Annotated in this window: 20 protein-coding genes; 11 read left to right on the top strand and 9 right to left on the bottom strand. The window is 35.4% G+C overall.

All coding sequences use genetic code 11. The annotated features are described in order from the left end of the window. The first annotated feature begins 7 nt into the window (after nt 1-7). The 3 genes from pheT (at nt 8) to V7P73_RS13460 (ending at nt 4,780) form a co-directional block, all read left to right on the top strand. Nucleotides 8-2,407, top strand: coding sequence for a phenylalanine--tRNA ligase subunit beta (pheT, locus tag V7P73_RS13470; protein WP_333854481.1), 2,400 nt, complete (start codon nt 8-10; stop codon nt 2,405-2,407). A 130-nt stretch (nt 2,408-2,537) separates the two neighbouring features. Continuing rightward, entirely contained in the window at nt 2,538-3,896 is a 1,359-nt protein-coding gene (hemN, locus tag V7P73_RS13465; protein ID WP_333854476.1) for an oxygen-independent coproporphyrinogen III oxidase, read from the top strand. Nucleotides 3,897-3,949: 53 nt separating this feature from the next. Next, on the top strand, nt 3,950-4,780 hold the full coding sequence (locus tag V7P73_RS13460) for an alpha/beta hydrolase family protein (protein ID WP_333854474.1): 831 nt from the start codon (nt 3,950-3,952) through the stop codon (nt 4,778-4,780). Between the two features lie 6 nt (nt 4,781-4,786). On the opposite strand, the gene V7P73_RS13455 is transcribed toward V7P73_RS13460, so the two are convergent. Continuing rightward, nucleotides 4,787-5,251 (bottom strand): hypothetical protein, encoded by a 465-nt coding sequence (locus tag V7P73_RS13455; RefSeq protein ID WP_333854472.1) that lies wholly within the window; start codon nt 5,249-5,251, stop codon nt 4,787-4,789. 96 nt (nt 5,252-5,347) lie between these two features. On the opposite strand from V7P73_RS13455, the gene V7P73_RS13450 reads away from it, so the two are divergent. Beyond that, on the top strand, nt 5,348-5,791 hold the full coding sequence (locus V7P73_RS13450) for a 6-pyruvoyl trahydropterin synthase family protein (RefSeq protein WP_333854470.1): 444 nt from the start codon (nt 5,348-5,350) through the stop codon (nt 5,789-5,791). A gap of 71 nt (nt 5,792-5,862) precedes the next feature. Next, a complete protein-coding gene (locus V7P73_RS13445) occupies nt 5,863-6,516 on the top strand; it encodes a porin family protein (RefSeq protein WP_333854468.1) in 654 nt (217 codons plus the stop codon). Between the two features lie 45 nt (nt 6,517-6,561). Here the strand turns inward: V7P73_RS13445 and V7P73_RS13440 are convergent, their stop codons facing one another. Then, nucleotides 6,562-7,758, bottom strand: a complete 1,197-nt coding sequence (locus V7P73_RS13440) for an exo-beta-N-acetylmuramidase NamZ family protein (protein ID WP_333854466.1) — start codon at nt 7,756-7,758, stop codon at nt 6,562-6,564. Nucleotides 7,759-7,762: 4 nt separating this feature from the next. Between V7P73_RS13440 and V7P73_RS13435 the strand changes: the two genes are divergently transcribed. Genes V7P73_RS13435 through V7P73_RS13425 form a run of 3 tightly spaced genes read left to right on the top strand, consistent with a single transcriptional unit; the run spans nt 7,763 to nt 10,668 of the window. Then, nucleotides 7,763-8,992: an ABC transporter permease gene (locus tag V7P73_RS13435; RefSeq protein WP_333854479.1), complete on the top strand. Its 1,230-nt coding sequence runs from the start codon at nt 7,763-7,765 to the stop codon at nt 8,990-8,992. Between the two features lie 41 nt (nt 8,993-9,033). Further along, nucleotides 9,034-9,639: a hypothetical protein gene (locus tag V7P73_RS13430; protein ID WP_333854465.1), complete on the top strand. Its 606-nt coding sequence runs from the start codon at nt 9,034-9,036 to the stop codon at nt 9,637-9,639. 45 nt (nt 9,640-9,684) lie between these two features. Beyond that, nucleotides 9,685-10,668 carry a PLP-dependent cysteine synthase family protein gene (locus V7P73_RS13425; protein WP_333854463.1) on the top strand — a complete coding sequence of 328 codons (984 nt, stop codon included), beginning with the start codon at nt 9,685-9,687 and terminating at the stop codon, nt 10,666-10,668. A gap of 62 nt (nt 10,669-10,730) precedes the next feature. Here the strand turns inward: V7P73_RS13425 and V7P73_RS13420 are convergent, their stop codons facing one another. The 3 genes from V7P73_RS13420 to V7P73_RS13410 are packed head-to-tail and all read right to left on the bottom strand — an operon-like array spanning nt 10,731 to nt 12,966. Beyond that, the gene (locus V7P73_RS13420; protein ID WP_333854461.1) at nt 10,731-11,201 is read right to left on the bottom strand and encodes an ecotin family protein; all 471 of its coding nucleotides are present in this window, start codon (nt 11,199-11,201) and stop codon (nt 10,731-10,733) included. Nucleotides 11,202-11,216: 15 nt separating this feature from the next. Then, on the bottom strand, nt 11,217-12,059 hold the full coding sequence (locus tag V7P73_RS13415) for an isoaspartyl peptidase/L-asparaginase (protein ID WP_333854459.1): 843 nt from the start codon (nt 12,057-12,059) through the stop codon (nt 11,217-11,219). A gap of 10 nt (nt 12,060-12,069) precedes the next feature. After that, nucleotides 12,070-12,966 (bottom strand): cyanophycinase, encoded by an 897-nt coding sequence (locus V7P73_RS13410; RefSeq protein WP_333854457.1) that lies wholly within the window; start codon nt 12,964-12,966, stop codon nt 12,070-12,072. 414 nt (nt 12,967-13,380) lie between these two features. On the opposite strand from V7P73_RS13410, the gene cphA reads away from it, so the two are divergent. Continuing rightward, a complete protein-coding gene (gene cphA, locus V7P73_RS13405; RefSeq protein ID WP_333854455.1) occupies nt 13,381-16,008 on the top strand; it encodes a cyanophycin synthetase in 2,628 nt (875 codons plus the stop codon). Between the two features lie 64 nt (nt 16,009-16,072). Here cphA and V7P73_RS13400 read toward each other — a convergent pair whose 3' ends face one another. Both V7P73_RS13400 and V7P73_RS13395 read right to left on the bottom strand, forming a co-directional pair. Next, a complete protein-coding gene (locus V7P73_RS13400) occupies nt 16,073-17,074 on the bottom strand; it encodes a hypothetical protein (RefSeq protein ID WP_333854454.1) in 1,002 nt (333 codons plus the stop codon). Between the two features lie 77 nt (nt 17,075-17,151). Then, on the bottom strand, nt 17,152-18,234 hold the full coding sequence (locus V7P73_RS13395; protein ID WP_333854452.1) for a hypothetical protein: 1,083 nt from the start codon (nt 18,232-18,234) through the stop codon (nt 17,152-17,154). A gap of 185 nt (nt 18,235-18,419) precedes the next feature. Between V7P73_RS13395 and V7P73_RS13390 the strand changes: the two genes are divergently transcribed. Beyond that, nucleotides 18,420-19,961 (top strand): chloride channel protein, encoded by a 1,542-nt coding sequence (locus tag V7P73_RS13390; RefSeq protein WP_333854450.1) that lies wholly within the window; start codon nt 18,420-18,422, stop codon nt 19,959-19,961. A 39-nt stretch (nt 19,962-20,000) separates the two neighbouring features. Continuing rightward, nucleotides 20,001-20,264 (top strand): CBS domain-containing protein, encoded by a 264-nt coding sequence (locus V7P73_RS13385; RefSeq protein ID WP_333854449.1) that lies wholly within the window; start codon nt 20,001-20,003, stop codon nt 20,262-20,264. 57 nt (nt 20,265-20,321) lie between these two features. Here V7P73_RS13385 and V7P73_RS13380 read toward each other — a convergent pair whose 3' ends face one another. Together V7P73_RS13380 and acs are read right to left on the bottom strand one after the other, a co-directional pair. Next, complete coding sequence (locus V7P73_RS13380; RefSeq protein ID WP_333854447.1) at nt 20,322-20,516, bottom strand: hypothetical protein; 195 nt, start codon at nt 20,514-20,516, stop codon at nt 20,322-20,324. A gap of 498 nt (nt 20,517-21,014) precedes the next feature. After that, the gene (gene acs / locus V7P73_RS13375) at nt 21,015-22,964 is read right to left on the bottom strand and encodes an acetate--CoA ligase (RefSeq protein WP_333854478.1); all 1,950 of its coding nucleotides are present in this window, start codon (nt 22,962-22,964) and stop codon (nt 21,015-21,017) included. Between the last annotated feature and the right edge of the window lie 3 nt (nt 22,965-22,967).

Raw genomic sequence — 22,967 nt, 5'->3', positions numbered from 1 at the left:
AAAAAGAATGAAAATTTCTAATAATTGGCTTAAAGATTATATCAAAACAGACCTTAACTCTGAAAAAATCAGTGCTTATCTTACCGATATCGGTTTGGAAGTGGAAGGTGTTGATAAATTCGAAAGCATAAAAGGAAGTCTGGAAGGGATTGTTGTGGGTAAAGTTTTGACTTGCGAAAAACACCCGAATGCCGATAAATTAAGCAAAACAACAGTTGATATTGGCAACGGAAAAGTTCTGGAAATCGTTTGTGGTGCTCCAAATGTTGCTTCTGGACAAATAGTTCCTGTTGCTGTGGTTGGAACAAAAATTTATGCAAAAGACGGAAGTTCTTTCGAAATCAAGAAAGCTAAAATACGTGGTGAAGTTTCCGAAGGGATGATTTGTGCCGAAGACGAATTAGGTTTGAGCGATGACCACGCCGGAATTATGGTTTTGGACGAGACGAAATATGAAGTCGGGAAACCTTTTGCAGATTATTTTGAATTGACAAATGATGAAGTTTACGAAATTGGATTGACTCCAAACAGAACTGATGCAATGTCACATTACGGTGTTGCAAGAGATTTGCAGGCTTTCGTATCTTCCAATAATTTGAAATCAGAATTCAGTAAAATAGAATCTAAAGTTTTAAACATTGAAGGTTCTCACGATTTCAAATTAGAAGTTGAAGATTCTGAATTAACGCCAAGATATTTAGGTGCTGTTATCGAAAATGTTGATGTTAAAAATTCTCCGGATTGGTTGAAAAACAGATTGAAAGCTATTGGACTTTCGCCAATTAATAATGTTGTAGATATTACTAATTATATTCTTCACGGTCTTGGGCAACCGCTTCACGCTTTTGATGCTGATAAAATTTCAGAAAAAACTGTAAAAGTTGGAACTGTAAAAACTGGAACCAAATTCAAAACTTTGGATAATGTTGAGAGAACTTTAAACGGTTCCGAAATCATTATCAAAGATGGAAAAGACAATCCACTTTGTATCGCCGGAGTTTTCGGTGGAAATGAAAGTGGCGTTTCTTCTGAAACGAAAACTATTTTCTTGGAAAGTGCTTATTTCAATCCTGTGGCAATCAGAAAAGCTTCTAAATCTCACGGTTTGAATACCGATGCTTCTTTCCGTTTCGAGAGAGGTGTGGACCCAAATAATGCTAGAACAGCTTTGACGCACGCAATTAATCTGATTCAGGAATTGGCTGGCGGAAAGTTGGTTGGAGAGATTTTGGAACATTATCCTGAAAAAATCAAAGACCAGTATGTGGTTTTCAGATACTCGAAATTAGACCAGATTCTTGGAACTAAAATTCATAGAGAAAAAATTAAAGAAATTCTTAAATCTCTTGATATTCAGATTCTTAATGAGATTCAAAATGGTCTTGAATTGTCTGTTCCTGTTTATAGAGCGGATGTAACAAGAGAAATTGATGTGATTGAAGAAGTATTGAGAATCTACGGTTACAACAAAATCGATGCACCTAAGAAAATCTCTTTCACACCCGTAAAATTGAGTTTTGACGACCAAGATGCTTTAGAAAATTCTTGGGCAAGAACACTGCAATCCAACGGTTTTCACGAGGTGATGAACAACTCATTAACTTCTGTAAAAGATGAAACCAACGCAGTGAAATTGCTAAATCCTTTGAGTAATGATTTGGCATTTATGAGAAAGTCTTTATTGGAAGGACTTTTGGAAAATACAATTTATAATATCAACAGAAAATCATCTGACATCAAGTTTTTCGAATTAGGGAAAATTTATCATAAAAGAGAAAAATACGAAGAAAGAAAGCAGTTAGCGATTTTGACTTCGGGAAGAGAAGTTGCGGAAAACTGGCGTCAGCCAAAAAGCGCAACAGATTTCTATTATTTGAAAGCTTATGTTAAAGTTCTTTTGGAAAAACTGAATTTAGATTTGCAAGAATCAGCTTTGGTTGATGATCGTTTTTCTGATGCTTTGGAAATCAAGTCTGGCGATAAAACCTTGGCGAGATTAGGAAAGGTTGCACCACAATTATTAAAAGATTTCGACATCAGCCAAGAAGTTTTCTACGCAGAAATCGAGTTGGAAAACTGCCAGGAATTGAGAACAAAAGAAAATTTGAAATTCGTAGATATTCCGAAGTTCAACAAAATAAGAAGAGATTTGGCGTTGTTGGTTGATAAAACTATGAATTATTCTGAGTTGTATGAATTGGCGAAGAAGAACAAATCGCCTTTCCTAAAAAACATCAACCTTTTTGATGTTTACGAAGGGAAAAATCTTCCAGAAGGCAAAAAATCCTACGCATTAAGCTTCGAACTTCTGAACGAAGAAAAAACCTTGGAAGACAAAGACATCACAGAAGTAATGAATTCTCTAATCAAATCTTTCGTAAAAGAATTCAATGCGGAATTGAGATAATTAATTCAAATTTATATAAATCAAAATCGGGAAATTCTCCCGATTTTTTTATTTTAATAATAGAAACCACCAATCAAAAATCATCCTAATTCAAAATCATTCCAAACATAGTTTTCGTAACTTTGCAGTGATGAATTCTTTAGTTGATAAATACAATATTCCAGGTCCACGTTACACGTCTTATCCCACAGTTCCTTATTGGAATGAGGCCGATTTTACGCCAGAACTTTGGAAAAAATCCGTTATAAAATCTTTTTCAGAAAGTAATTCCGAAGAAGGTATTTCCATTTATATTCACCTCCCATTTTGCGAGGCGCTTTGTACATTTTGTGCTTGTCACAAGAGGATTACAAAACAGCATTCTGTAGAAGTTCCATATCTGGAAAGTGTTTTGAAAGAATGGAAATTATATCTTGAATTATTCAATGAAAAACCGAAACTAAAAGAACTTCATCTCGGTGGTGGAACGCCAACTTTCTTTTCTCCGGAAAATCTGAAAACACTTTTACAAGGGATTTTCGATACTGTTGACATTGCGGAAGAACAAGAATTCAGTTTTGAAGGTCACCCGAATAATACAACTAAAGAACATCTTCAGACTTTGTTTGATTTGGGCTTTAATAGAGTGAGTTTTGGTGTTCAGGATTATGACCCGAAAGTTCAGAAAGCCATCAATAGAATTCAGCCTTTTGAAAATGTCAAAAACGTAACAGAATGGGCGAGAGAAATTGGCTATAAAGGAATCAGCCACGATTTGGTTTTCGGATTGCCACACCAGACTTGGGAAGCAACAGAATATACAATCAGAAAGACTTTGGAACTGAAACCTGACCGATTGGCTTTTTATTCCTATGCACACGTTCCTTGGGTAAAAGGTGTTGGACAAAGAGGCTTTGACGAAAGTGATTTGCCAAGTGGCGATGAGAAAAGAAGGCTTTATGAAGACGGGAAAAAATTATTGGAAGAACTCGGTTACATCGAGATTGGAATGGACCATTTTTCTTTGGAACACGATGACCTTTATCAATCATTGACTCAGAAAAAGCTGCACCGTAATTTTATGGGTTATACATCCAGTAAAACCCAATTGATGGTAGGTTTGGGAATGTCAGCTATTTCCGATTCTTGGTATGCTTTTGCACAGAATGTAAAAACTGTGGAAGAATATCAGAAAATAGTTGAAGAAGGCGAGATTCCGGTATTCCGTGGTCATATTTTGGATGATGAGGACTTGATTATCAGAAAGCATATTCTGAATCTGATGTGTCAATTGGAAACGAGTTGGAACTTGCAGACTTCTTTTCCTGAAATCGAAAATGCAATTGATAAATTAAAAGAAATGGAATCTGACGGTTTGGTAGAAATCTCCGATAATCAAATTAAAATCACAGAAAAAGGAAGAGCTTTTACAAGAAATGTAGCAATGGTTTTTGACCTAAGAATGATGAGGAACAAGCCAGAAACTCGGATTTTTTCGATGACGATATAATGAATTAAAAGAAGTTTTAGTAACTTCTTTTTTTATTTTAAATAAGATTGAGAATGAATTTAATCAAACATAAAAATATAATCCTAAAAAGTTCTAGAGAATTTTTAGCTGATGCAATTTTTCCAAATTCTGATAAGAAACTTCCTCTAATCATTTTTGTTCACGGCTACAAAGGTTACAAAGATTGGGGCGCTTGGGAGTTAATGGGAGAGAAATTTGCGAATGCTGGTTTTTATTTTGTTAAATTCAATTTCTCACATAACGGAACTACGATTGAAAATCCAAATGACTTTGCAGATTTGGAAGCTTTTGGAGAAAATAATTATTCCAAAGAATTGGATGATTTAGAAATTATTATCAATCATTTTAAAAACCATAATGAAGTTGATTCAACCAAGATAGTTTTAATAGGTCACAGCAGAGGCGGAGGGATTTCTATTATAAAAACTTATGAAAATCAATATGTTTCAAAATTAATTACACTTGCGAGTGTTTCTACACTTGACAGATTTCCGAAAGATGAAGCTTTTGAAAATTGGAAAAATGATGGCGTCTATTTTGTGGAAAACGCAAGAACGAAACAAGAAATGCCTCATTATTTTCAGTTTTACCAGGATTTTGAAATTAATAAAGACAGATTTGATGTTGAAAAAGCTTGTGTTAAATTGACAGTCCCAAGTTTATTTATTCACGGTTCAGATGACGAATCTGTACCATTAAAACATTCTGAGAATCTCAATTATTGGACAAAAGATTCTCAATTCAAAATCATAGAAAAAGCAGGTCATACCTTTGGGGCAAAAGAGCCTTGGGAAAGTGATTCTCTCCCAAAAGAATTAAATGAGGCCGTCGATATTTGTACTGATTTTTTAAGAGAAAAATAATAAACCTTATTTTTTCTTCAAAAGGTTGTTATTTTCTATCCAACGTTTGCTGTTGTTGATGTCTTTCAGGTACCAAATATTATTGGCATTCATCAAATAAAGACTGTAAATAATAGGAGTTGCAATTTGTTTGCCTTCCAGATAATTGACTCTTATAGAAATCGCATTTCTTTTACGAATAAAATCGCCACTGAAGATGTTGGAAAACGTTTGGCCGGTTGCTTTATCATCAATCAACTCAATCAAAGTGATGCTGTTATTGCCTGTAAATTCAAGGATATGACGTTCCGAATGATCTTCAAAATCTTCTACTAAAACAAATTTTTTATTGTTAATCGTATAGCTGGAAGCATCCTTCATTTTTTTTTGTTTACTTTCAATTTTCTCCAAAATATTGTTGATAGCGGAAAAATTCTGAGAATAAAAATAAACAGAAGAAATTAAGCTTAAGAATAGAACTAATTTTTTCATTTTGATGTGTCTTCTCTACAAAATAAGCTATTGTAAACTGGATACACAAATCTTTAACAAAAATTATAAAAACAGATTTTTGATTATCTTTGCAGAATGATACGGATTACAAAAATTTTTACTTTCGAAACAGCTCACGTTCTTTATAATTATGATGGTAAATGCAAAAATATGCACGGCCATTCCTATAAATTATTTGTAACAGTGAAGGGTAATCCAATCAATAATCTGGATGATCCCAAAAACGGGATGGTTGTAGATTTTGGCGATATAAAAAAAATTGTAAAAGAAGAAATTGTTGATATTTGGGATCATGCCGTTTTGGTAAATGGTGCTTCTCCGCACAAATCTTTGGGCGAAAATCTACAGAATGAAGGTCACAAAGTTATCTTTTGTGATTACCAACCGACTTGCGAAAATATGCTTTACGATATTGCTTCGAAAATCCAATCTAAACTGCCTTCTGTAATCCAATTAGCTTATCTTAAACTTCACGAAACCGAAAATTCTTACGGAGAATGGTTGGCTGAAGAAAACTAAATTGTTAATAATTATTGATTTTGAAGTTTGTTGAAATTTTCTTAAAATTGCAAACTTAAAATTAATAACTAATGAAAAAACTATTTTTAGTTGGTGCTTTGGCACTTTTCGGAGCTATGAATGCTCAAACAAAATTTGGGGTTAAAGGTGGCTACCTTATGTCGAATCTGAAAGCAGAGTCAGGAAATATGTCTATTACTTCTGATGCTAAATCATCTTTTTATGTAGGAGGATTAGTAGAGCATAAATTGACTGATAAATTTGCTATACAAGGGGAATTGTTATATGCTGACCTTGGAGGAAAAACTACAGAAGAGGAATCTGAAGGTGGTTATTACATAAAAGCAACAGAGAAAGATAATATTGGAACTTTATTAATACCTATTTCTGCAAAATATTACGTTGCTAATGCATTTTCTTTATCTGCAGGTGTTAATTTTGGATTTGTAATATCTGCAAAAGCAAAATATTCTTTAGATCATAATTTACCTTCAGAATATGTTGAAGAAATTGAAGATTATTTAGATGCTCAGGATTCAGATTTTAAAGATAATATTAAAACTTTGAATCTTTCTCCTTTTGTTGGTGCAGAATATTCTTTATCTAACGGATTGTTTTTTGATGCAAGATATAACTTTGGAGTTACAAATATGGTTAAAGACCCGGTTGGAGATGAAAAGGCTAAAGTTAGCTTTCTTCAAATTGGTTTAGGATTCAAATTCTAAATTTTATTTAAATACAACAAAAAAACCTCGCTAGTGCGAGGTTTTTTAGTTTGGGTAGACAATATATTTAAGCCTTATTTTTTCAAAATTTTCTAGATCTTTTTTCCAACTGTCTTTGATTTCTTTTTCGGATTTTCCAGCAATGATTTGTTTTCTCAGTTCATCGCTTCCGGCTAATTTATCAAAGAAAAGATTTTTCAAAAAGTAATCCTGCTGAGGATTTTTATAATTTTTGTAGGATTTCAAAAGCCATTCTAAATTTAATTCTCGTAAGTCTTGAGAATGTTGACTGAGATTTTCGCCGTAACAAAGTTTCCCATTCAGGAAAGGATCTTTTGCGCCTTCTGTTGGTTTTGGAGTGAATTGATACTGAAAATCTTTTGTCCAAGGAGAACCGTAGATTTGAAACGGTAAATCCGTTCCTCTTCCTACAGAAACCTGAGTTCCTTCAAAAAAACAGAGACTTGGATAGAGATTGATCGATTTATCATTCGGAAGATTGGGCGAAGGTTTGTCGGAAACGCCATATCGTTTTTGCTTGTGATAATTCAGCATTGGAATCAACGTGTATTTTGCAGTTACTCCGTTTTTTAACCACTTTTCTCCATTGACCATTTTTCCATATTCTCCGATTGTTAAACCATAAACAACAGGAACATTGTGAAGTCCAATGAAACTTTTCCATTGATCTCGCATCATTGGTCCGTCAATGTAACCGTCGTGTGGATTTGGTCTGTCAAGGACAATCACTTCAACATTGTTTTCAGCAGCAGCTTCCATAATATAAGATAGTGTCGAGATATAAGTATAAAATCTTACCCCAACATCTTGAATATCAAAGATAATAACATCAGCACCTTTCAGATATTCTGCTTTGGGTTTTTTGTTATCGCCATAAAGAGAAACAATTGGTAAACCAGTTTTGCTGTCGGTTCCATTTTTAACGTGCTCACCAGCATCAGCGACACCTCGAAACCCGTGTTCAGGCGCAAAAATAGATTTGATTTTTATATTGTTTTCTACTAAGAAATCAACCAAATGCTTTTTATTTTTCAGAAGACTGGTTTGGTTAGCAGCGACAATGACGTTTTTATTTTTAAGTAAGGGAAGGTACAGTTCCGGTCTGTCAGCAGCGGTCGCAAAACAATCTTTGGATTGATTTTGAGACTTAATAAATGGTATTGAACTAAAATAAATTAGCAGGATAAAAACTAAAGTTTTATTTTTGAAGCTTAAACTCATTGATTTGAATTTTCCGTTATATTTCTCGAAAAAGATAGCGTTTTCCAAAGATAACAAAAATAATCTCTCCAAAGTGATTGTCTACATCGGCAGGCTTTCTGTTGCTCTGGGCATCATTGTTTCGCTGATTACAATCTCTACAGGTCTTGGCTCTAAAAAAGCTATTGAAGATAGGATTTCCAATTTCAGCGGAGATATTTCTGTAAAATCTACACGTTCCAATTCTTCCTATAATTCTTCTGTTTTGGATACAAAAGGATTAGATATCAATGCGGTGAAAGCTATTCCTGACGTCGCTGGGTTACAATCTTATGCTTCCGTAAGTGGAATCCTTAGAACTGAAAATAATTTTGCAGGCATCATCCTGAAAGGTGTTGGGAAAGATTTTGATAAGAAGAGATTTCAACCATTTATGATTTCGGGCTCGATTCCAGATTACAAGGAAGATGGTTATAATAACGAGATTATTTTATCAGACAAAATTGCTAGCGATCTTTCTCTCAAAGCTAGTGACAGTATTGTTGCCATCTTTTCAAAAGAAGACCAAAAACCGATTTATAGAAAATTTCTTATTAAAGGAATCTACAAGACTGATATTAAATTGGTGGATGACCTTTATATGATTGGCGATATCAATCATGTTCGCAAAGTGATGAATATGAGTGATAAAGATATAGGTGGTTTGGATGTTTTCTTAGATGATACCAGCGAAATCGATGCTGCTTTTCCTCAAATCGAAAAATACATTGGTTATAAAAATTATGCAGAAAAAGTAACCGAAAAATATCCTCAGATTTTGGATTGGGTTAACATTTTCAATCAGAATATCTCTTTGATTATTGCCATTATGTTGATTGTTGTAGTCATCAATATCATTATGGTTTTACTGATTTTGATTATCGAAAGAACTAATTCCATAGGGCTTTTGAAAACATTCGGAGCTTCTAATGCTCAGATCAGATCCATTTTCATTAATTATACATTAATTATTATGATTCCAGGATTGTTGGCAGGAAATGTGATAGGAATCGGATTGTTATTGATCCAAAAATATACGGGAATTATCAAGCTTGATCCAGAAAATTACTTCATCAGTACCGTTCCCGTAGATCTAAATCCGTTATATATCATTTCGATTTCGGTAGGGATTTTCATCGTATCAGGTATTGCAATGATTTTACCAAGTTATTTGATCAGTAGGATTTCGCCATTAAAGGCAATTAAATACAGTTAATTTATTTTTATAGATTCAAGCAGCTTAAACAAAATAATTAAATGATACTAAAAAACCTCAATTATCCACTTGATTTCAAATTCAAGATCACAACATTGGCAAGCGATTTCAATATCACAGACAAAAACGGAAATTATGTCGCTTACGTTCGTCAGAAAATGTTTAAATTAAAAGAAGATGTAATTGTTTTCAATGATGAAAGTAAGTCTAAAGAATTATTTAATATCAAAGCTAACCAATGGATTGACTTCAACGCATCTTATACGATGACGGATTTGGTTAATGGTAAAAATTTCGGAAGATTGGCGAGAAAAGGGGTTCGTTCTATCTGGAAATCACGTTATGACATTATCGATGAAAATGACCAGCCAAAATATCAGATTAATGAAGATAATGGTTGGGTAAAAGTATTTGACAGTTTCATTGGAGAAATCCCGATTTTAGGATTGTTCACAGGTTATTTTTTGAATCCTTCTTATACCGTGAAAGATAATGCGGGCAAAGAATATTTTAGACTGAAAAAAATGCCATCTTTAGTGGGAAGAAGATTTCAATTAGAAAGATTAATTGATATCGATGACGAAGACGAATCTTTGATTGTTTTGAGTTTCTTAATGATGGTTCTTCTTGAAAGAGCAAGAGGATAATCATTTTAGAAAAATTTATGATAAGCTTTTTAGAAAATTAAGAATATGAAATATTACAATAATATAGTTGAAACCATCGGTAACACGCCGTTGGTTAAAATTAACAAAGTTTTAGGAGATGATTTTCCAGCTTTGGTTTTGGCAAAAGTAGAAACTACCAATCCGGGAAATTCTGTAAAAGACAGAATGGCGCTTAAGATGATTGAAGATGCTGAAAAAGACGGTCGTCTGAAACCTGGTGGAACAATTATCGAAGGAACTTCTGGAAATACAGGGATGGGATTAGCTTTGGTGGCAATCCAAAAAGGTTACAAATGTATTTTCGTAACCAATTCCAAGCAATCCAAAGAAAAATGCGATATCCTTCGTGCTGTTGGTGCAGAAGTGATTGTTTGTCCAACAGATGTTAAGCCTACAGACCCGCGCTCATATTATTCTACAGCTAAAAGATTAACGCAAGAAACCGAAAATGCTTGGTATGTGAATCAATATGATAATTTGTCCAACAGACAAGCGCATTATGAAAGCACAGCGCCGGAAATCTGGGGGCAGACCGAAGGGAAATTAACGCATTTCGTAGCTGGTGCTGGTACAGGCGGAACAGTAACTGGTTGTGGAACATTCTTCAAGGAAAAAAAACCGAATATCAAAGTCATTGGTGTGGATACTTATGGTTCGATTTTGAAAGAAATCCACGAGACGGGAGAGATTCATCTGGATCACGCGTACACTTACATCACAGAAGGCATTGGAGAAGATATTCTTCCTGAGAATTATGATATGAGCGTCATCGATCATTTCGAGAAAGTGACTGATAAAGACGGCGCAATCTATGCAAGAAAACTGGCAAAAGAAGAAGGTATTTTCTGTGGTTATTCTGCGGGAAGTGCAATGTCTGCTTTGGTTCAGATGAAAGACCAATTTACAAAAGACGACGTGATTGTTGTCCTGCTTCACGACCACGGTTCTCGTTATGTAGGGAAAATCTACAATGATGAGTGGATGAAAGAAATGGGTTGGCTGGATTAATAATTATGAATTGTTAATTATAAATTATAAAAAAACCGCTGTCGAGAGATAGCGGTTTTCGATTATTTTATTGAAGTATACTCAGGATTAGATTTCCAAATCCGGTATTCTAAAGTCCAATTTTCTGGAATGTAAAAATGTCTAATGAAACTGCTAGAATAGTTTTCAATTTCTTTATTAGAACTAATTATTTTTCTTAAAATTTGCTTAGTAGATGTACACGTTTTGTCAGTGTTACTACCTTCAATTATTTCAATTGTATCTGCGTCAGCAACATAATAAGGCCATTTGTAAGGAGGAACAAGATATTCTGTTTTTATTCCACGAAAATCAAAGCTGGGGATTGAACATTCTCCAATCTTGCTTTCTATTCCGAATGCTATTTCAACTTTATAATCTTTTTCGTTGTCCATTTTTGGTAATTCCAGAATAACCATTTTATAACCCTTCTTAGGTTTAGGGTATTCAGGTTTTTGTTGTGCAGAAAGGCACAAAGAAATTAAAGTAAGAAGTAAAAGTAAATTGTATTTCATTAATTATTCTTATTGTTAATTAAAAACTTCAAAATCAATCCCATCAAAACTAGCAAAAACCATTGTTGGATAAGAATCCTGATGGAAAATATTTCCTTCAGAATCAATTCCGATTGCACCTGCAAAACCGTCAATTTCTTTCAGCTCTTCAAAAGTTCTGTCAAAAGCATTATCTATGGTTGATCCGTCGGTTACTCGGGTTACAATTTTTGCTGCAGTTGCATTACTCACGATATCTTCACCAACACCGGTACAACTTACTGCGCAAAATTGATTAGCAAAATTTCCTGCAACCGTCGCAGAATCAGAGATTCTTCCGGGGATTTCAAAACCCTTTCCACCCGTTGAAGTTGCAACAGCCAGTTTTCCGTGTTTGTCAATGGCGACTGCACCAACGGTTCCTTTGCCACCATTTTTCAGTTTCTCTTCGTATTCTTTTCTTCGTTGAGGAATTTCTGTAGAAAAATTTTCGAATCCATTTTCCAAAGCATATTGTTTTGCACCATTTCCGCCGAGAACTCGGTCGTCTTCTTTCATCAATTCTTTGGCAACAAAAATCGGGTTTTTCACATCCTGAATATTAATCACACCGCTCATTTTCTGAGTTTCACCATTCATAATCGCAGCGCTCATTCGTATGACGCCATCGCTTTGGATTTGCGAACCAATTCCCGCATTGTACAATTCATCATCTTCCAAAAGTGAAACAGCATAAGCCACCGTATCAAAGGCTGAATTATCTTTTAAAAATTCGTAAGATTTTTTCGCAATGTCTTTCAGTGAGTTTTGCTTAGCCAATTTAACTTCATTGCTTTGACTGCTTTCGGAGAAAAAACCGCCGTGGATGATTATTTTCATTAGTTATTGTTTAGTTATCAGCACTCACTTGTGGAATCGGATTGTATTGGGAATTAACAATCGTCATTTCCCTGGTTTTCAAATCGAAAGTATCATTCATAGAAAGCACATCCACAATCAGATTTTTAATAGAAATTGGCTGACCCAATTCTACATTAGTGAGGTTCGTATCTTTAATCTGAAGTCCATCTACCAAAATCACAAGACCGGAACCAATCGCTGTCATTGTATCTTCTTCAATGAACAAACCTGTGTCTTCACCAAGACCAATTCCCAAAGTTCTCGGATTATTCACAACAGCCTGAAATAACCTTCCGATTCTTCCGCGCTGTACAAAATGCGTATCGATAATTACATTTTCTATAAAACCAAGACCTTGAGTCGTTTTGATTTCGCCTTTCAAAAGCGCTTCAGAACTAGAACCTTGATAAATCATATTTTCGGATGCAGCAGCAGCTCCTGCAGAAGTTCCTGCGTAGATAAAATCTTCGTTTTGATATTTATTTAAAATTGAATCGTGAAATCTCGTTCCACCAAGAATTGATGTTAATCGAAGTTGGTCACCACCTGTGAACATCACAACATCGGCAGCATTGGCTCTTGCAACAATTGCATCGCTGTTCGCTTGTTCACGATTTTGGATATCAAGAATATTACAATTTTTTGCGCCAAGATATTCAAACGCTTTTTTATATTCGGGACCAACGATGTCAGGGATTTGAGATGCGGTCGTAATCACTTCAATGACAGAATCTTCTTTCAGCTTAGATTCATCAATAATCTTTCTGAGGATTCCGCGTTCAAAAAAATTAAGATTTTTTTCAACATTTTGGTCAAAACTGGTTTCTGTAAAACTACCTTTGTTCACAGCGCCTCCAATGATGACTAGTTTTCCTTTTGATTTCATATTAACAAAAATAATAAATCATTACAGAATAAACCTCATAATAAACCCTTAAAAATCCACAAAACTGATTTAAACTTTTAATAATTAAGCACTTATTTCCGAAAAACAATACTTGTTGATTAATGAATTGTTAATTATTCTAAAGAATCAATAACAGATTTGTTTTATAACACAATAATTATTTTCGATTTTTCTTGATTTTACATTATCTTTGATAAAATAGAGAATAAGAATTTACAAATTAGCAAGTCTTTTTGATTTTATATTTTAATTCGGCATGAGATTTGGGCAGCTTTATCCGCCCTCCGTTCCCGCTATTTTTATTTTTATCAAAAATAAAAATAAGCTCCACTCAGGTCGGGCTGCGTGCAATTCTGTGTAAAATCATAGGTTAAAAATCCGTGAAATAGAAATATGAAAATAGAAAAAATACAAGTATTAAGAGGTCCCAACATTTGGAGTATCACGAGAAAAAAGCTTATTCAGATGCGTTTGGATTTGGAAGAAACAGAACACCAACCAACCAACAAAATTGAAGGTTTCCGGGAAAGAATAGAGCAATTGTTACCATCGCTACTTTCTCACAGATGTTCTGAGGGAACGGAAGGTGGTTTTTTCAAGCGTGTAGAAATGGGAACTTGGATGGGACACGTGATAGAGCATATCGCTTTGGAAATCCAAACGTTGGCAGGGATGGATGTAGGTTTTGGAAGAACAAGAGAAACAAAAACGCCCGGAACATACAATGTTGTTTTCAATTATATCGAAGAAAAAGCCGGCGTTTTTGCTGCTGAAGAAGCTGTGAAAATTGCTGAATGTCTTATCGCAGGAACTGATTATGATATCAATTCTTGTATTCAGACTCTGAAAGAAATCCGTGAGAGAGAACGCTTAGGGCCATCTACAGGAAGTATTGTTGAGGAAGCGGTTTCCAGAAGAATTCCGTGGATTAGATTGGGGAAAAATTCCTTAGTTCAATTGGGTTACGGAATCAACCAACAACGTTTTCAAGCCACGATTACCGGAAATACAAGCAGTATTGCTGTTGACATCGCTTGTAACAAAGAACTCACAAAAAAAATGCTGGAAGATGCAGCAATTCCTGTTCCTTCCGGAGGTTTGGTGGTAGATGAAGAAGATTTGCAAGCGGTTATCAGAAAAATTGGTTATCCGTTGGTTCTGAAACCTTTGGATGGCAATCACGGAAAAGGAGCTTCCATCAATGTCAAAGATTATGAAACAGCTTTGGTCGGATTGGAACACGCTCAGAAATATTCCAGAAAAGTCATAGTAGAAAAGTATATTACAGGTTTTGATTTCAGGGTTTTGGTCATTAATCACAAAATGGTTGCGGCGGCTAGAAGAGTTCCTGCGCACGTTGTAGGCGATGGCGAACTGAATCTTCAAGAACTTATCGATAAAGAAAATCTTGACCCAAGAAGAGGTTACGGACACGAAAATGTCCTGACAGAAATTGATGTTGATAAAGATACCAACGAACTTCTTGAAAAACTAAATTATACATTAGAAACGATTCCGCAAAAAGGCGAAATTGTTTATCTGAAATCAACAGCGAATCTTTCTACTGGAGGAACGTCCATTGACGTCACAGATATGATTCATCCAGAAAATATTCAGATGGCGGAACGTGTTTCCAGAATTATTGGATTAGATGTTTGTGGTATCGATATTATGGCGGAAAATCTAACTCAGCCTTTGAAAGAAAGTGGTGGCGCGATCTTAGAAGTGAATGCAGCTCCAGGATTCAGAATGCATCTCGCTCCAAGTGAAGGTTTGCCAAGAAACGTGGCTGCTCCGGTTGTTGATATGCTTTATCCGCCAGGAAAAGAATTCAGAATTCCGATTATTGCTGTGACTGGAACTAATGGTAAAACTACAACGACCAGATTATTGGCTCACATAGTTAAAAATAACGGAAAAAGAGTAGGATTTACGACTTCTGATGGGATTTATATTCAAAATACGTTACTTGAAAAAGGCGATACCACTGGACCAATGTCTGCAGAATTTATTCTGAAAGATCCGACTGTAGAATTTGCTGTTCTAGAAACTGCAAGAGGCGGAATTCTCCGTTCCGGATTAGGTTTTGGAACTTGTGATGTGGGTGTTTTGACGAATATTAAAGAAGATCATTTGGGAATCAGTGATATTCATAACTTGAAGGATTTGACAAGGGTAAAACGTGTCGTTCTGGATAGTGTGAAAAAAGATGGCTGGTGTATTTTGAATGCAGATGACGAGTATTCTATGCGATTGGCAGGCGATTTACATTCCAAAGTGGCGCTTTTCAGTCTGGATGAAAATAATCCTTATATCAAGAAATTTGCGAAAGAAGGAAAAATTACCTGCGTTTATGAAGATGGTTTTGTAACCATCAAAAAAGGCGAATGGAAAATCCGAATCGAAAGGGTTAAGAATATCCCTATCACAATGGAAGGAAAAGCGAAGTTTATGATTGCAAATGTTTTAGCTGCATCTTTGGCGGCTTACGTTTACGGCTTCGAAATTCCGAATATTGCTTTGGCGTTGACGACTTTCATCCCAAGTGCTCAACTAACACCAGGAAGACTGAATATCTTCAAATTCAAAAACTTCAAAGTGATGATTGATTTTGCACATAATCCTGCGAGTTATGAAGCAATTGAAGATTATCTGAGAAATGTTGAATCCAATAAGAAAATCGGAATTATTTCTGGAGTTGGAGACAGAAGAGATAATGACATCCGAGAATGTGGGAAAATTGCGGCGAGAATGTTTGACCATATCATTATCAGAAATGAAAAACATTTGAGAGGCAGGCAGGAAGATGAAATCAATGGACTAATTATAGAAGGCATCCAAAGTGTCGATAAAAGCGTGAGCTACGAATGCATACCAAAAGAAATTGATGCGCTGAAACACGCAATGAGTCTGGCGGAAGAAGGAACTTTTATTACGGCATTAAGCGATGTGATTAATAACGCGATAGAATTGGTTCAGGAATATCAGGCTAAAGAAATTCAAGACGAAGGAACTTACTAAGATGCTAAATCATAAAATGAAAACCGTCATTTGTTGGCGGTTTTTTTGTTGAAAGATTTATGAATTAATAATTTTCAATTTTTTTAGAATATTCTGGCGTGAAAACTTTGTCCTGAACTTCCGCAGTATATTTTTTCACCCATTCTTTATAATAATATTCAGCAGATAGTTGATTATTTTCCAACTTGAATTTAGCAAAAGGTTTTCCAATTTCCGGTACTTTTTTCAGACCAAAAGTTTTGTCAGTTCCGTTATCAAACTTACAATCCATTTCTCTCGCCCAAATCATTTCAAACTCAATATCATTGATTTTTCTGATAGGATAGCTATACATACATTGTCCGTGATACTCGAAATTCAGAGTGTTTTCCGAGATATGAAGAATGACTAATCCATTTTCCCAGCTTCCGGTAAAATCATTAGAATATTGAAAACTCTGAACGAATGAATCATAATCAAAACCTTCCATCGCATTGATTTTCCACTGATTATTTTCTTTTACAGCTTTCAGGCTATAAACCAATCCGTCGCCCCAACTCCAATTGTAAGAAACTGATTTACCTTCGGTTTTCAGATTCTTAATCCAAATTTTATCAAGAAAATTATCTGGCCTGTCCTGACAGTTGCACCAAGGATTTACATCATTCCCAAAAGGCGGTAATTCTCCAACAGTATAAACTAATGCGCCGGATTTCATTTCTTTATCAATTTTCATAGCAATTTTGTTGTAATTGTTTATGAAATCTTCTGTGAATAAATTGGTTTTCCTTAATTCTTCCAATCGTTTTTGATGAGCAGATTGGTCAATTTCTGAATAAACTGTATCATTTTCATTCTTTATTAAAACATCAAAATCAGAACCTTTGCTTTCTATTTCATTCCATTGATAAAGTTTTTTTGTTAAATCCAAAATTGCAATACTGTCGTTGGAATCGGAATCGATTGTTGTTTCTTCACGTTCTACTCTCATTCCTCTATCAAAACCTGTTACGAAAATGTAAGAAATACTGCCTAAAATCAAAACAATTGTTCCGATAATGATAATCAGCTTTTTTTGAAGAGACATTTTGCTTTTGGCGATAAAATAAGAGATTACCAAAAGGATGAGAAGGATTATAAGTGTAAAAACCGTCATAATTTTGATTATAAAATTCGAATCCTAATATACTGAAATTGATTATTCAATTGTCCATTTTCCTGCCAAGCTACTTTTGAATGATTCACATTTAAATAGAGATAACCATCGTTGCTCCAAAACATTTCACTCGGATCAATAGCGGGCATCCATTTTTTAAAACTCACCGAGATGATGTTTTTGATTTTAGAACCGTTGACTGAGTAAAGTTCCAAATCAGCAGTCGATTCATAAGGATTGCTGTAGATGGCGATAATGTGTTTTTTGTCTGGCGAAACATAAGGCAAATCGACGAACGTTTTTGTCTCGGCTCCTGTTGTTTTATCAATGAATTGGAAATCTGAACCTTCGTAATAATCCCCTTGAACCAAATATTGATTAAGAACCGGAAATTGACCAAGATAACTGAAAATCTGTCTGCTATCTTCGTCTGTAGGATTATCTTTGAAGATTTTTGTTTTGTTTGGGGTCTTTAATTCTATAATGCCGTTTTTCTTTGTGATAGCGGTTGTATCTCTTACCAAATAGTTGACGGTTGTTTGTTTTTTACTTTCAAATAACGTTTTGTCAATCAATTCAATTTTGATAAACTCATTCAGTCGCTGATTTTCCTTTACCTCTTGATTTTTTTCGTTGATGGTCAAAAAGTTGATGACATTCAGGTCAGAAGGCAATAGACTCAATTGTCCCATTTTTCCTGTCGCATCTTTTCTCACATAGACTTTTTCCCAGCCGTTACTTTCGATTGTTTTCCCATTCTCTGTATAAGTTCTTGTGATTCTGTCGCGCACGCCCAGCCAATCTCCGGCATCTTCTATAACTTCCAGCATCACACCATATTCGTAAGTTCCCAAAGTTTTAGAATTGATATCTTTTTCCTGCTTCATATCTGTTCCTTTTCGGTCTGTTACAAAGACATTGCTGATAACTTTGGTGTCGTCAAAATTAATGGGATAACCATTGCTATAGTCTGTTTTGGTTAAAGTATCAGTAACAGGTTTTTGAACTTCAGTTTCTACAGTTTCAGATTTTTTACAACAGACAATGCTTAGAATTAAGCTTGATAAAAGAATGGTAATAGATTTTTTCATTTTGGATTTTTAATAATAAGCACAATACACTATATATATTTATGATACATCTCGTGAAAAACTTGTTGCACTGCTTTCTATTGAATTTGTATGGCTAAAAATAGTTATTATTTTTGGTTTAAGTATTCTTATTGGGCAGATTCGGTTCTCATTTGATTTGGTATATTTGCATTTAAACTCGCAAAGTGAAGCTTCACAACAAGAAAAAATATCTCAGCTTTTTAAAATTCAAAAGAGATTTCCAACAATACGGACTGGAAAAAGCAAGAAGCTATGAGATAGTTTTGCATTGGCTGAGTAGCAGAATGAGCAGAAGTCAGTTTCTTCTTCTTTCGGGTATTTTGGTTGGTCTTACGGCAGGTTTGGCTGGCGTGGTTTTGAAAACGTTGGTTCATAATATTCATTATTTCATCACACATAAAGTCCACTTCGAATATCAGATTCTGTTCTACATCGTTTTCCCTTTTTTAGGAATTGTATTGACGACAATTATAGTGCAGACGATTTTCAAAGGACAGGATAGAAAAGGGATTGGTGCAATTCTGTATGAGATTGCACAAAATTCAAGTATCGTTTCATCCGTTAAGATGTATTCTCAGATTATCCAAAGTGCTATAACAGTTGGTTTGGGAGGTTCTGCTGGTTTGGAAAGTCCAATTGCCGTTACTGGCGCAGCAATTGGCTCCAATTTCGCGCAAACGTACAGGTTGAGTTACAAAGAGAGAACACTTTTACTAGCTGCAGGCGCAAGTGCCGGAATTGCCTCGGCTTTCAATGCGCCGATTGCTGGGATTATGTTTGCTTTCGAGATTCTCTTGACAGGTGTAGTATTTACAGATTTTATTCCGTTGGTAGTTGCGGCGGTTTGCGGAAGTTTGTTGTCCAGAATATTGCTTCAGGAAGACGTTTTGTTCAGATTTTACACAAGAGAAGCATTCAATTACAAAAATATTCCATACTATCTTATTTTAGGAATTGTCACAGGTTTGTATGCCCGATATTTTGTATTGATGTCGCAGAAAGTAGAACATTTTATACACAAACTCAAGATGTCGCCTCTGAGAAGAGCAATGTTCGGTGGCGCTGTTTTATCATTGCTTTGTGTGTTGTTTCCGCCTTTGTTTGGCGAAGGTTATGATACGATTAAAGCATTTACCAATGGCGAAACGCTTGAGATTATGGAAAACAGCTTATTCCGATATTTTGAAATCAAGAGCTTGACAGTAATTATGTTTCTTGTTTTAGTTTTGATACTAAAAGCTTTTGCCACGCCATTCACTATTTTCAGTGGTGGAAATGGTGGTAACTTTGCACCATCACTGTTTGCTGGAGGAACAACGGGTTTTCTTTTCGCTATTGTTTGTCAGCAATTGGGTTTCAAAGATGTTCCGGTTACCAACCTAGTATTGGTCGGAATGGCTGGTGCAATGAGCGGAATTCTCTATGCGCCACTCACCGCTATTTTCCTGATTGCCGAATCCAGTTTCGGATACGATTTATTTATTCCTTTGATGATTGTTTCTGTGATATCTTATTTGATGGCAAAACGATTTTCATCCATTTCTCCAGAACTAAAATCTCTGGCAGATCAAGGTAAAATCTTCACTAACAAGCACGATAAAAATCTTTTATTCTCTCTTAACACCAAAGATTATATTGATTTCAAATCTCAGACGATTAATGAAAATGCATCCGTTGAGGAATTATTTGAAATGATAAAAAACTGAAATAAAAATACATTTGCCGTTGTAGATAATGACAAAAAGTTGAAGGGTATTTTAGATTTGGATGACGTTCGTCCATATCTTTTCAACAAAGAAACCGAGTCACTTTCTCTGCGCAAATTGATGAAAGCACCGCCTGCGATTATCAATCCTGAAAATAAAACGCAGGAGATTTTACAGATTTTTGATGATACTGGTTATTGGAATTTGCCTGTTGTAGACGGTAACAAGCATTTCATCGGTTTTATTTCCAAATCAGCCATATTGATTGGTTATAGACAATTATTGAAATTATATTCTGAGTAAAGTGTCTTAAAAATAGCTCCTATTGCTGTTTTTAGTTGATGATAATTAAGTTTTTTCTTAATTATTTCTCCCTTTCTTGCTATAATTCTTCACCAAAACAAAAGTGGCAAACAAAAGTGTAACTGTATAAAGAATTGCCAAAGCTGGTTTTTCGACACGCATTGTTTTAAAATCGATTTGTTTGTACAGTGCCGAACCTACAATTAGAATTACAACAAGCATTGTGAAGATAGGCGCTTTTTTATTTTCCATAATTTAGTTTTTTTTTGTAAAATTAAACTTTTATTGTTTAATTCTATTTTAAACCAAAAAAACCCGTATAGACATCTTTGTTTTCTTTGATTTTTGGGAGAAGTGACGAAAATTAACATAGTAGAACAATCATAGGAGATGTAAATTTCCAATCCATAGGTTTGCCTAAAAAGTAATATACAGAAAAAGCAGACCGTTCCAAAACAAAATAAGACTTAGGTAACGGAAAGGTAACAACGATTTAATGGAAACTACTCCGAAAAATAATAAGACATAATGACAAAAGCCACCTAAAATCGGGTGGCCTTTGCTTTATAATTTAAGGTCTAAAGGATTATCTTTTCTTAAAAGCTCTCCGTTAGTTCGAGTGGTTTTTCTCAGCATAGCGGAGAAAAATTGTATCGAGAATCTTTAGTCCTTCTTACACCTAACTTTTCGCTATGCTTCGTTACTCGAAGTGATGAGTAACCATTTAAAATTTATAATTAATCATTAAAATCAGATTCTTTCATTCTTGATCTCATCCACAATCTCAGGATTCAGCAGGGTAGAAGTGTCTCCAAAGTTAGAGAAATCACCTTCCGCAATCTTTCTCAAGATGCGGCGCATGATTTTCCCAGATCTTGTTTTCGGCAACCCACTCACAAACTGAATTTTATCCAGCTTTGCAATCGGTCCAATCTGTTCAGAAATCAATTGGTTGATCTCTTTTACTAGATTATCTTTTTGTCTGCCTTCTCCAGATTCTTTCAGAATCACGAAACCATACAAAGCGTTTCCTTTTACATCGTGCGGATAACCTACAATTGCGGATTCTGCCACTGCAGGATGCTCATTGATGCTATCCTCGATTGGTGCTGTTCCAAGATTGTGCCCGGAAACGATAATGACATCATCTACACGACCGGTGATCCTGTAATATCCAACCTCGTCTCTCAAAGCACCGTCACCGGTAAAATATTTACCTGGAAATGCAGAGAAATAAGTCTCCTTATAACGCTGATGGTCGCCCCAAATCGTTCTCGCGATTCCTGGCCAAGGAAAACGGATACAAAGATTACCTGTTACCTGATTCCCTGTGATTTCGTTACGCTTGTCATCCATCAAAACCGGCTGAACGCCTGGCAAGGGAAGCGTCGCATAAGTAGGTTTTGTAGGTGTAGCAAATGGAATTGGTGAAATCAGGATTCCGCCAGTTTCGGTTTGCCACCAAGTATCTACGATGGGGCATTTCTTCTTTCCAACGTGGTCATTGTACCAATGCCAAGCTTCATCATTGATAGGTTCTCCAACGGAACCAATGACTTTCAAAGAACTAAGGTCGTGCTTCTCCACCCATTCCACGCTTTCTTTTGCCAAAGAACGGATAGCAGTTGGAGCGGTGTAGAACTGAGTCACCTTATGTTTCTCGATTACTTCCCAGAATCTTCCTGCATCAGGAAAAGTCGGTACACCTTCGAAGATGACAGTTGTTGCGCCATTCAGAAGCGGACCATACAGAATATAGGAATGTCCGGTGATCCACCCGATATCCGCTGTACACCAGTAGATGTCATTTTCTTTGTAATTGAACACATTTTTAAAAGTATATGCTGTGTAAACCATGTAGCCTGCGCAGGTGTGAAGCATTCCTTTCGGTTTTCCTGTTGAACCTGAAGTATAAAGAATGAACAACGGATCTTCCGCATCCATTATCACGGTCACGAAATCTGTGGAAGCTTTATCATAATACTCCGACATCCAGTGGTCTCTGCCTTCTTTCATCTTCACATCGTTGAGGGTTCTTTTCACAACCAAAACGTTTTCTACAGTTGGTGTTTTTTCCAAAGCTTCATCCACAATAGTTTTTAGGTCAAGTACTTTATTCCCTCTGTAACTTCCGTCTGAAGTAATGACCATTTTAGCGCCACAATCATTCACTCTGGAAGCAACAGCCGAAGCTGAAAACCCAGCAAATATAACGGAATGTACAGCACCTAACTTAGCACAAGCCAACATTGTTACCGCCAATTCAGGAATCATAGGAAGGTATATGCAGACTCTGTCGCCTTTCTCAATGCCCATTTCGCGTAGAACGTTGGCGGTTTTATTCACTCTTTCGTAGAGTTCATTGAAGCTGATGTGTTGAGCTTCTTCTTTCGGGTCATTGGGTTCCCAGATGATAGCGGTTTTTTCGCCTCTTACGGAAAGATGTCTGTCCAGACAGTTTTTGGAAATGTTCAGTTTTGCATTTTTGAACCATTTGATGTTGGCTTCCTCCATATTGTAATCCACGACCTTGGACCAACGCTGGTACCACACAAAATTTTCATCCGCAATCTTGTCCCAAAACTTCTTTGGATTTTTAATTGACTTCTTATACTCCTTGAAATAATCCTGTAAATTCTGAATGTGATAATTTCTCATTATAGTAATATTTTTAATTTTTATAAATCTTGTTTCTTTAATCTT

Source organism: Epilithonimonas sp. (assembly GCF_036780765.1).
Lineage (GTDB): Bacteria > Bacteroidota > Bacteroidia > Flavobacteriales > Weeksellaceae > Epilithonimonas.
This window is presented reverse-complemented; position numbering and strand designations above follow the sequence as displayed.

Excerpts from the sequence above, each read along its gene's own strand:
- pheT (WP_333854481.1), top strand. The coding sequence starts at position 8 with ATGAAAATTTCTAATAATTGGCTTAAAGATTATATCAAAACAGACCTT.
- V7P73_RS13455 (WP_333854472.1), bottom strand. The coding sequence starts at position 5,251 with ATGAAAAAATTAGTTCTATTCTTAAGCTTAATTTCTTCTGTTTATTTT.
- V7P73_RS13410 (WP_333854457.1), bottom strand. The coding sequence starts at position 12,966 with ATGAAATCAAAAGGAAAACTAGTCATCATTGGAGGCGCTGTGAACAAA.
- V7P73_RS13430 (WP_333854465.1), top strand. The coding sequence starts at position 9,034 with ATGATACTAAAAAACCTCAATTATCCACTTGATTTCAAATTCAAGATC.
- V7P73_RS13420 (WP_333854461.1), bottom strand. The coding sequence starts at position 11,201 with ATGAAATACAATTTACTTTTACTTCTTACTTTAATTTCTTTGTGCCTT.
- V7P73_RS13445 (WP_333854468.1), top strand. The coding sequence starts at position 5,863 with ATGAAAAAACTATTTTTAGTTGGTGCTTTGGCACTTTTCGGAGCTATG.
- V7P73_RS13425 (WP_333854463.1), top strand. The coding sequence starts at position 9,685 with ATGAAATATTACAATAATATAGTTGAAACCATCGGTAACACGCCGTTG.
- V7P73_RS13395 (WP_333854452.1), bottom strand. The coding sequence starts at position 18,234 with ATGAAAAAATCTATTACCATTCTTTTATCAAGCTTAATTCTAAGCATT.
- V7P73_RS13415 (WP_333854459.1), bottom strand. The coding sequence starts at position 12,059 with ATGAAAATAATCATCCACGGCGGTTTTTTCTCCGAAAGCAGTCAAAGC.
- cphA (WP_333854455.1), top strand. The coding sequence starts at position 13,381 with ATGAAAATAGAAAAAATACAAGTATTAAGAGGTCCCAACATTTGGAGT.
- V7P73_RS13380 (WP_333854447.1), bottom strand. The coding sequence starts at position 20,516 with ATGGAAAATAAAAAAGCGCCTATCTTCACAATGCTTGTTGTAATTCTA.
- hemN (WP_333854476.1), top strand. The coding sequence starts at position 2,538 with ATGAATTCTTTAGTTGATAAATACAATATTCCAGGTCCACGTTACACG.
- V7P73_RS13440 (WP_333854466.1), bottom strand. The coding sequence starts at position 7,758 with ATGAGTTTAAGCTTCAAAAATAAAACTTTAGTTTTTATCCTGCTAATT.
- V7P73_RS13460 (WP_333854474.1), top strand. The coding sequence starts at position 3,950 with ATGAATTTAATCAAACATAAAAATATAATCCTAAAAAGTTCTAGAGAA.
- V7P73_RS13400 (WP_333854454.1), bottom strand. The coding sequence starts at position 17,074 with ATGTCTCTTCAAAAAAAGCTGATTATCATTATCGGAACAATTGTTTTG.
- V7P73_RS13450 (WP_333854470.1), top strand. The coding sequence starts at position 5,348 with ATGATACGGATTACAAAAATTTTTACTTTCGAAACAGCTCACGTTCTT.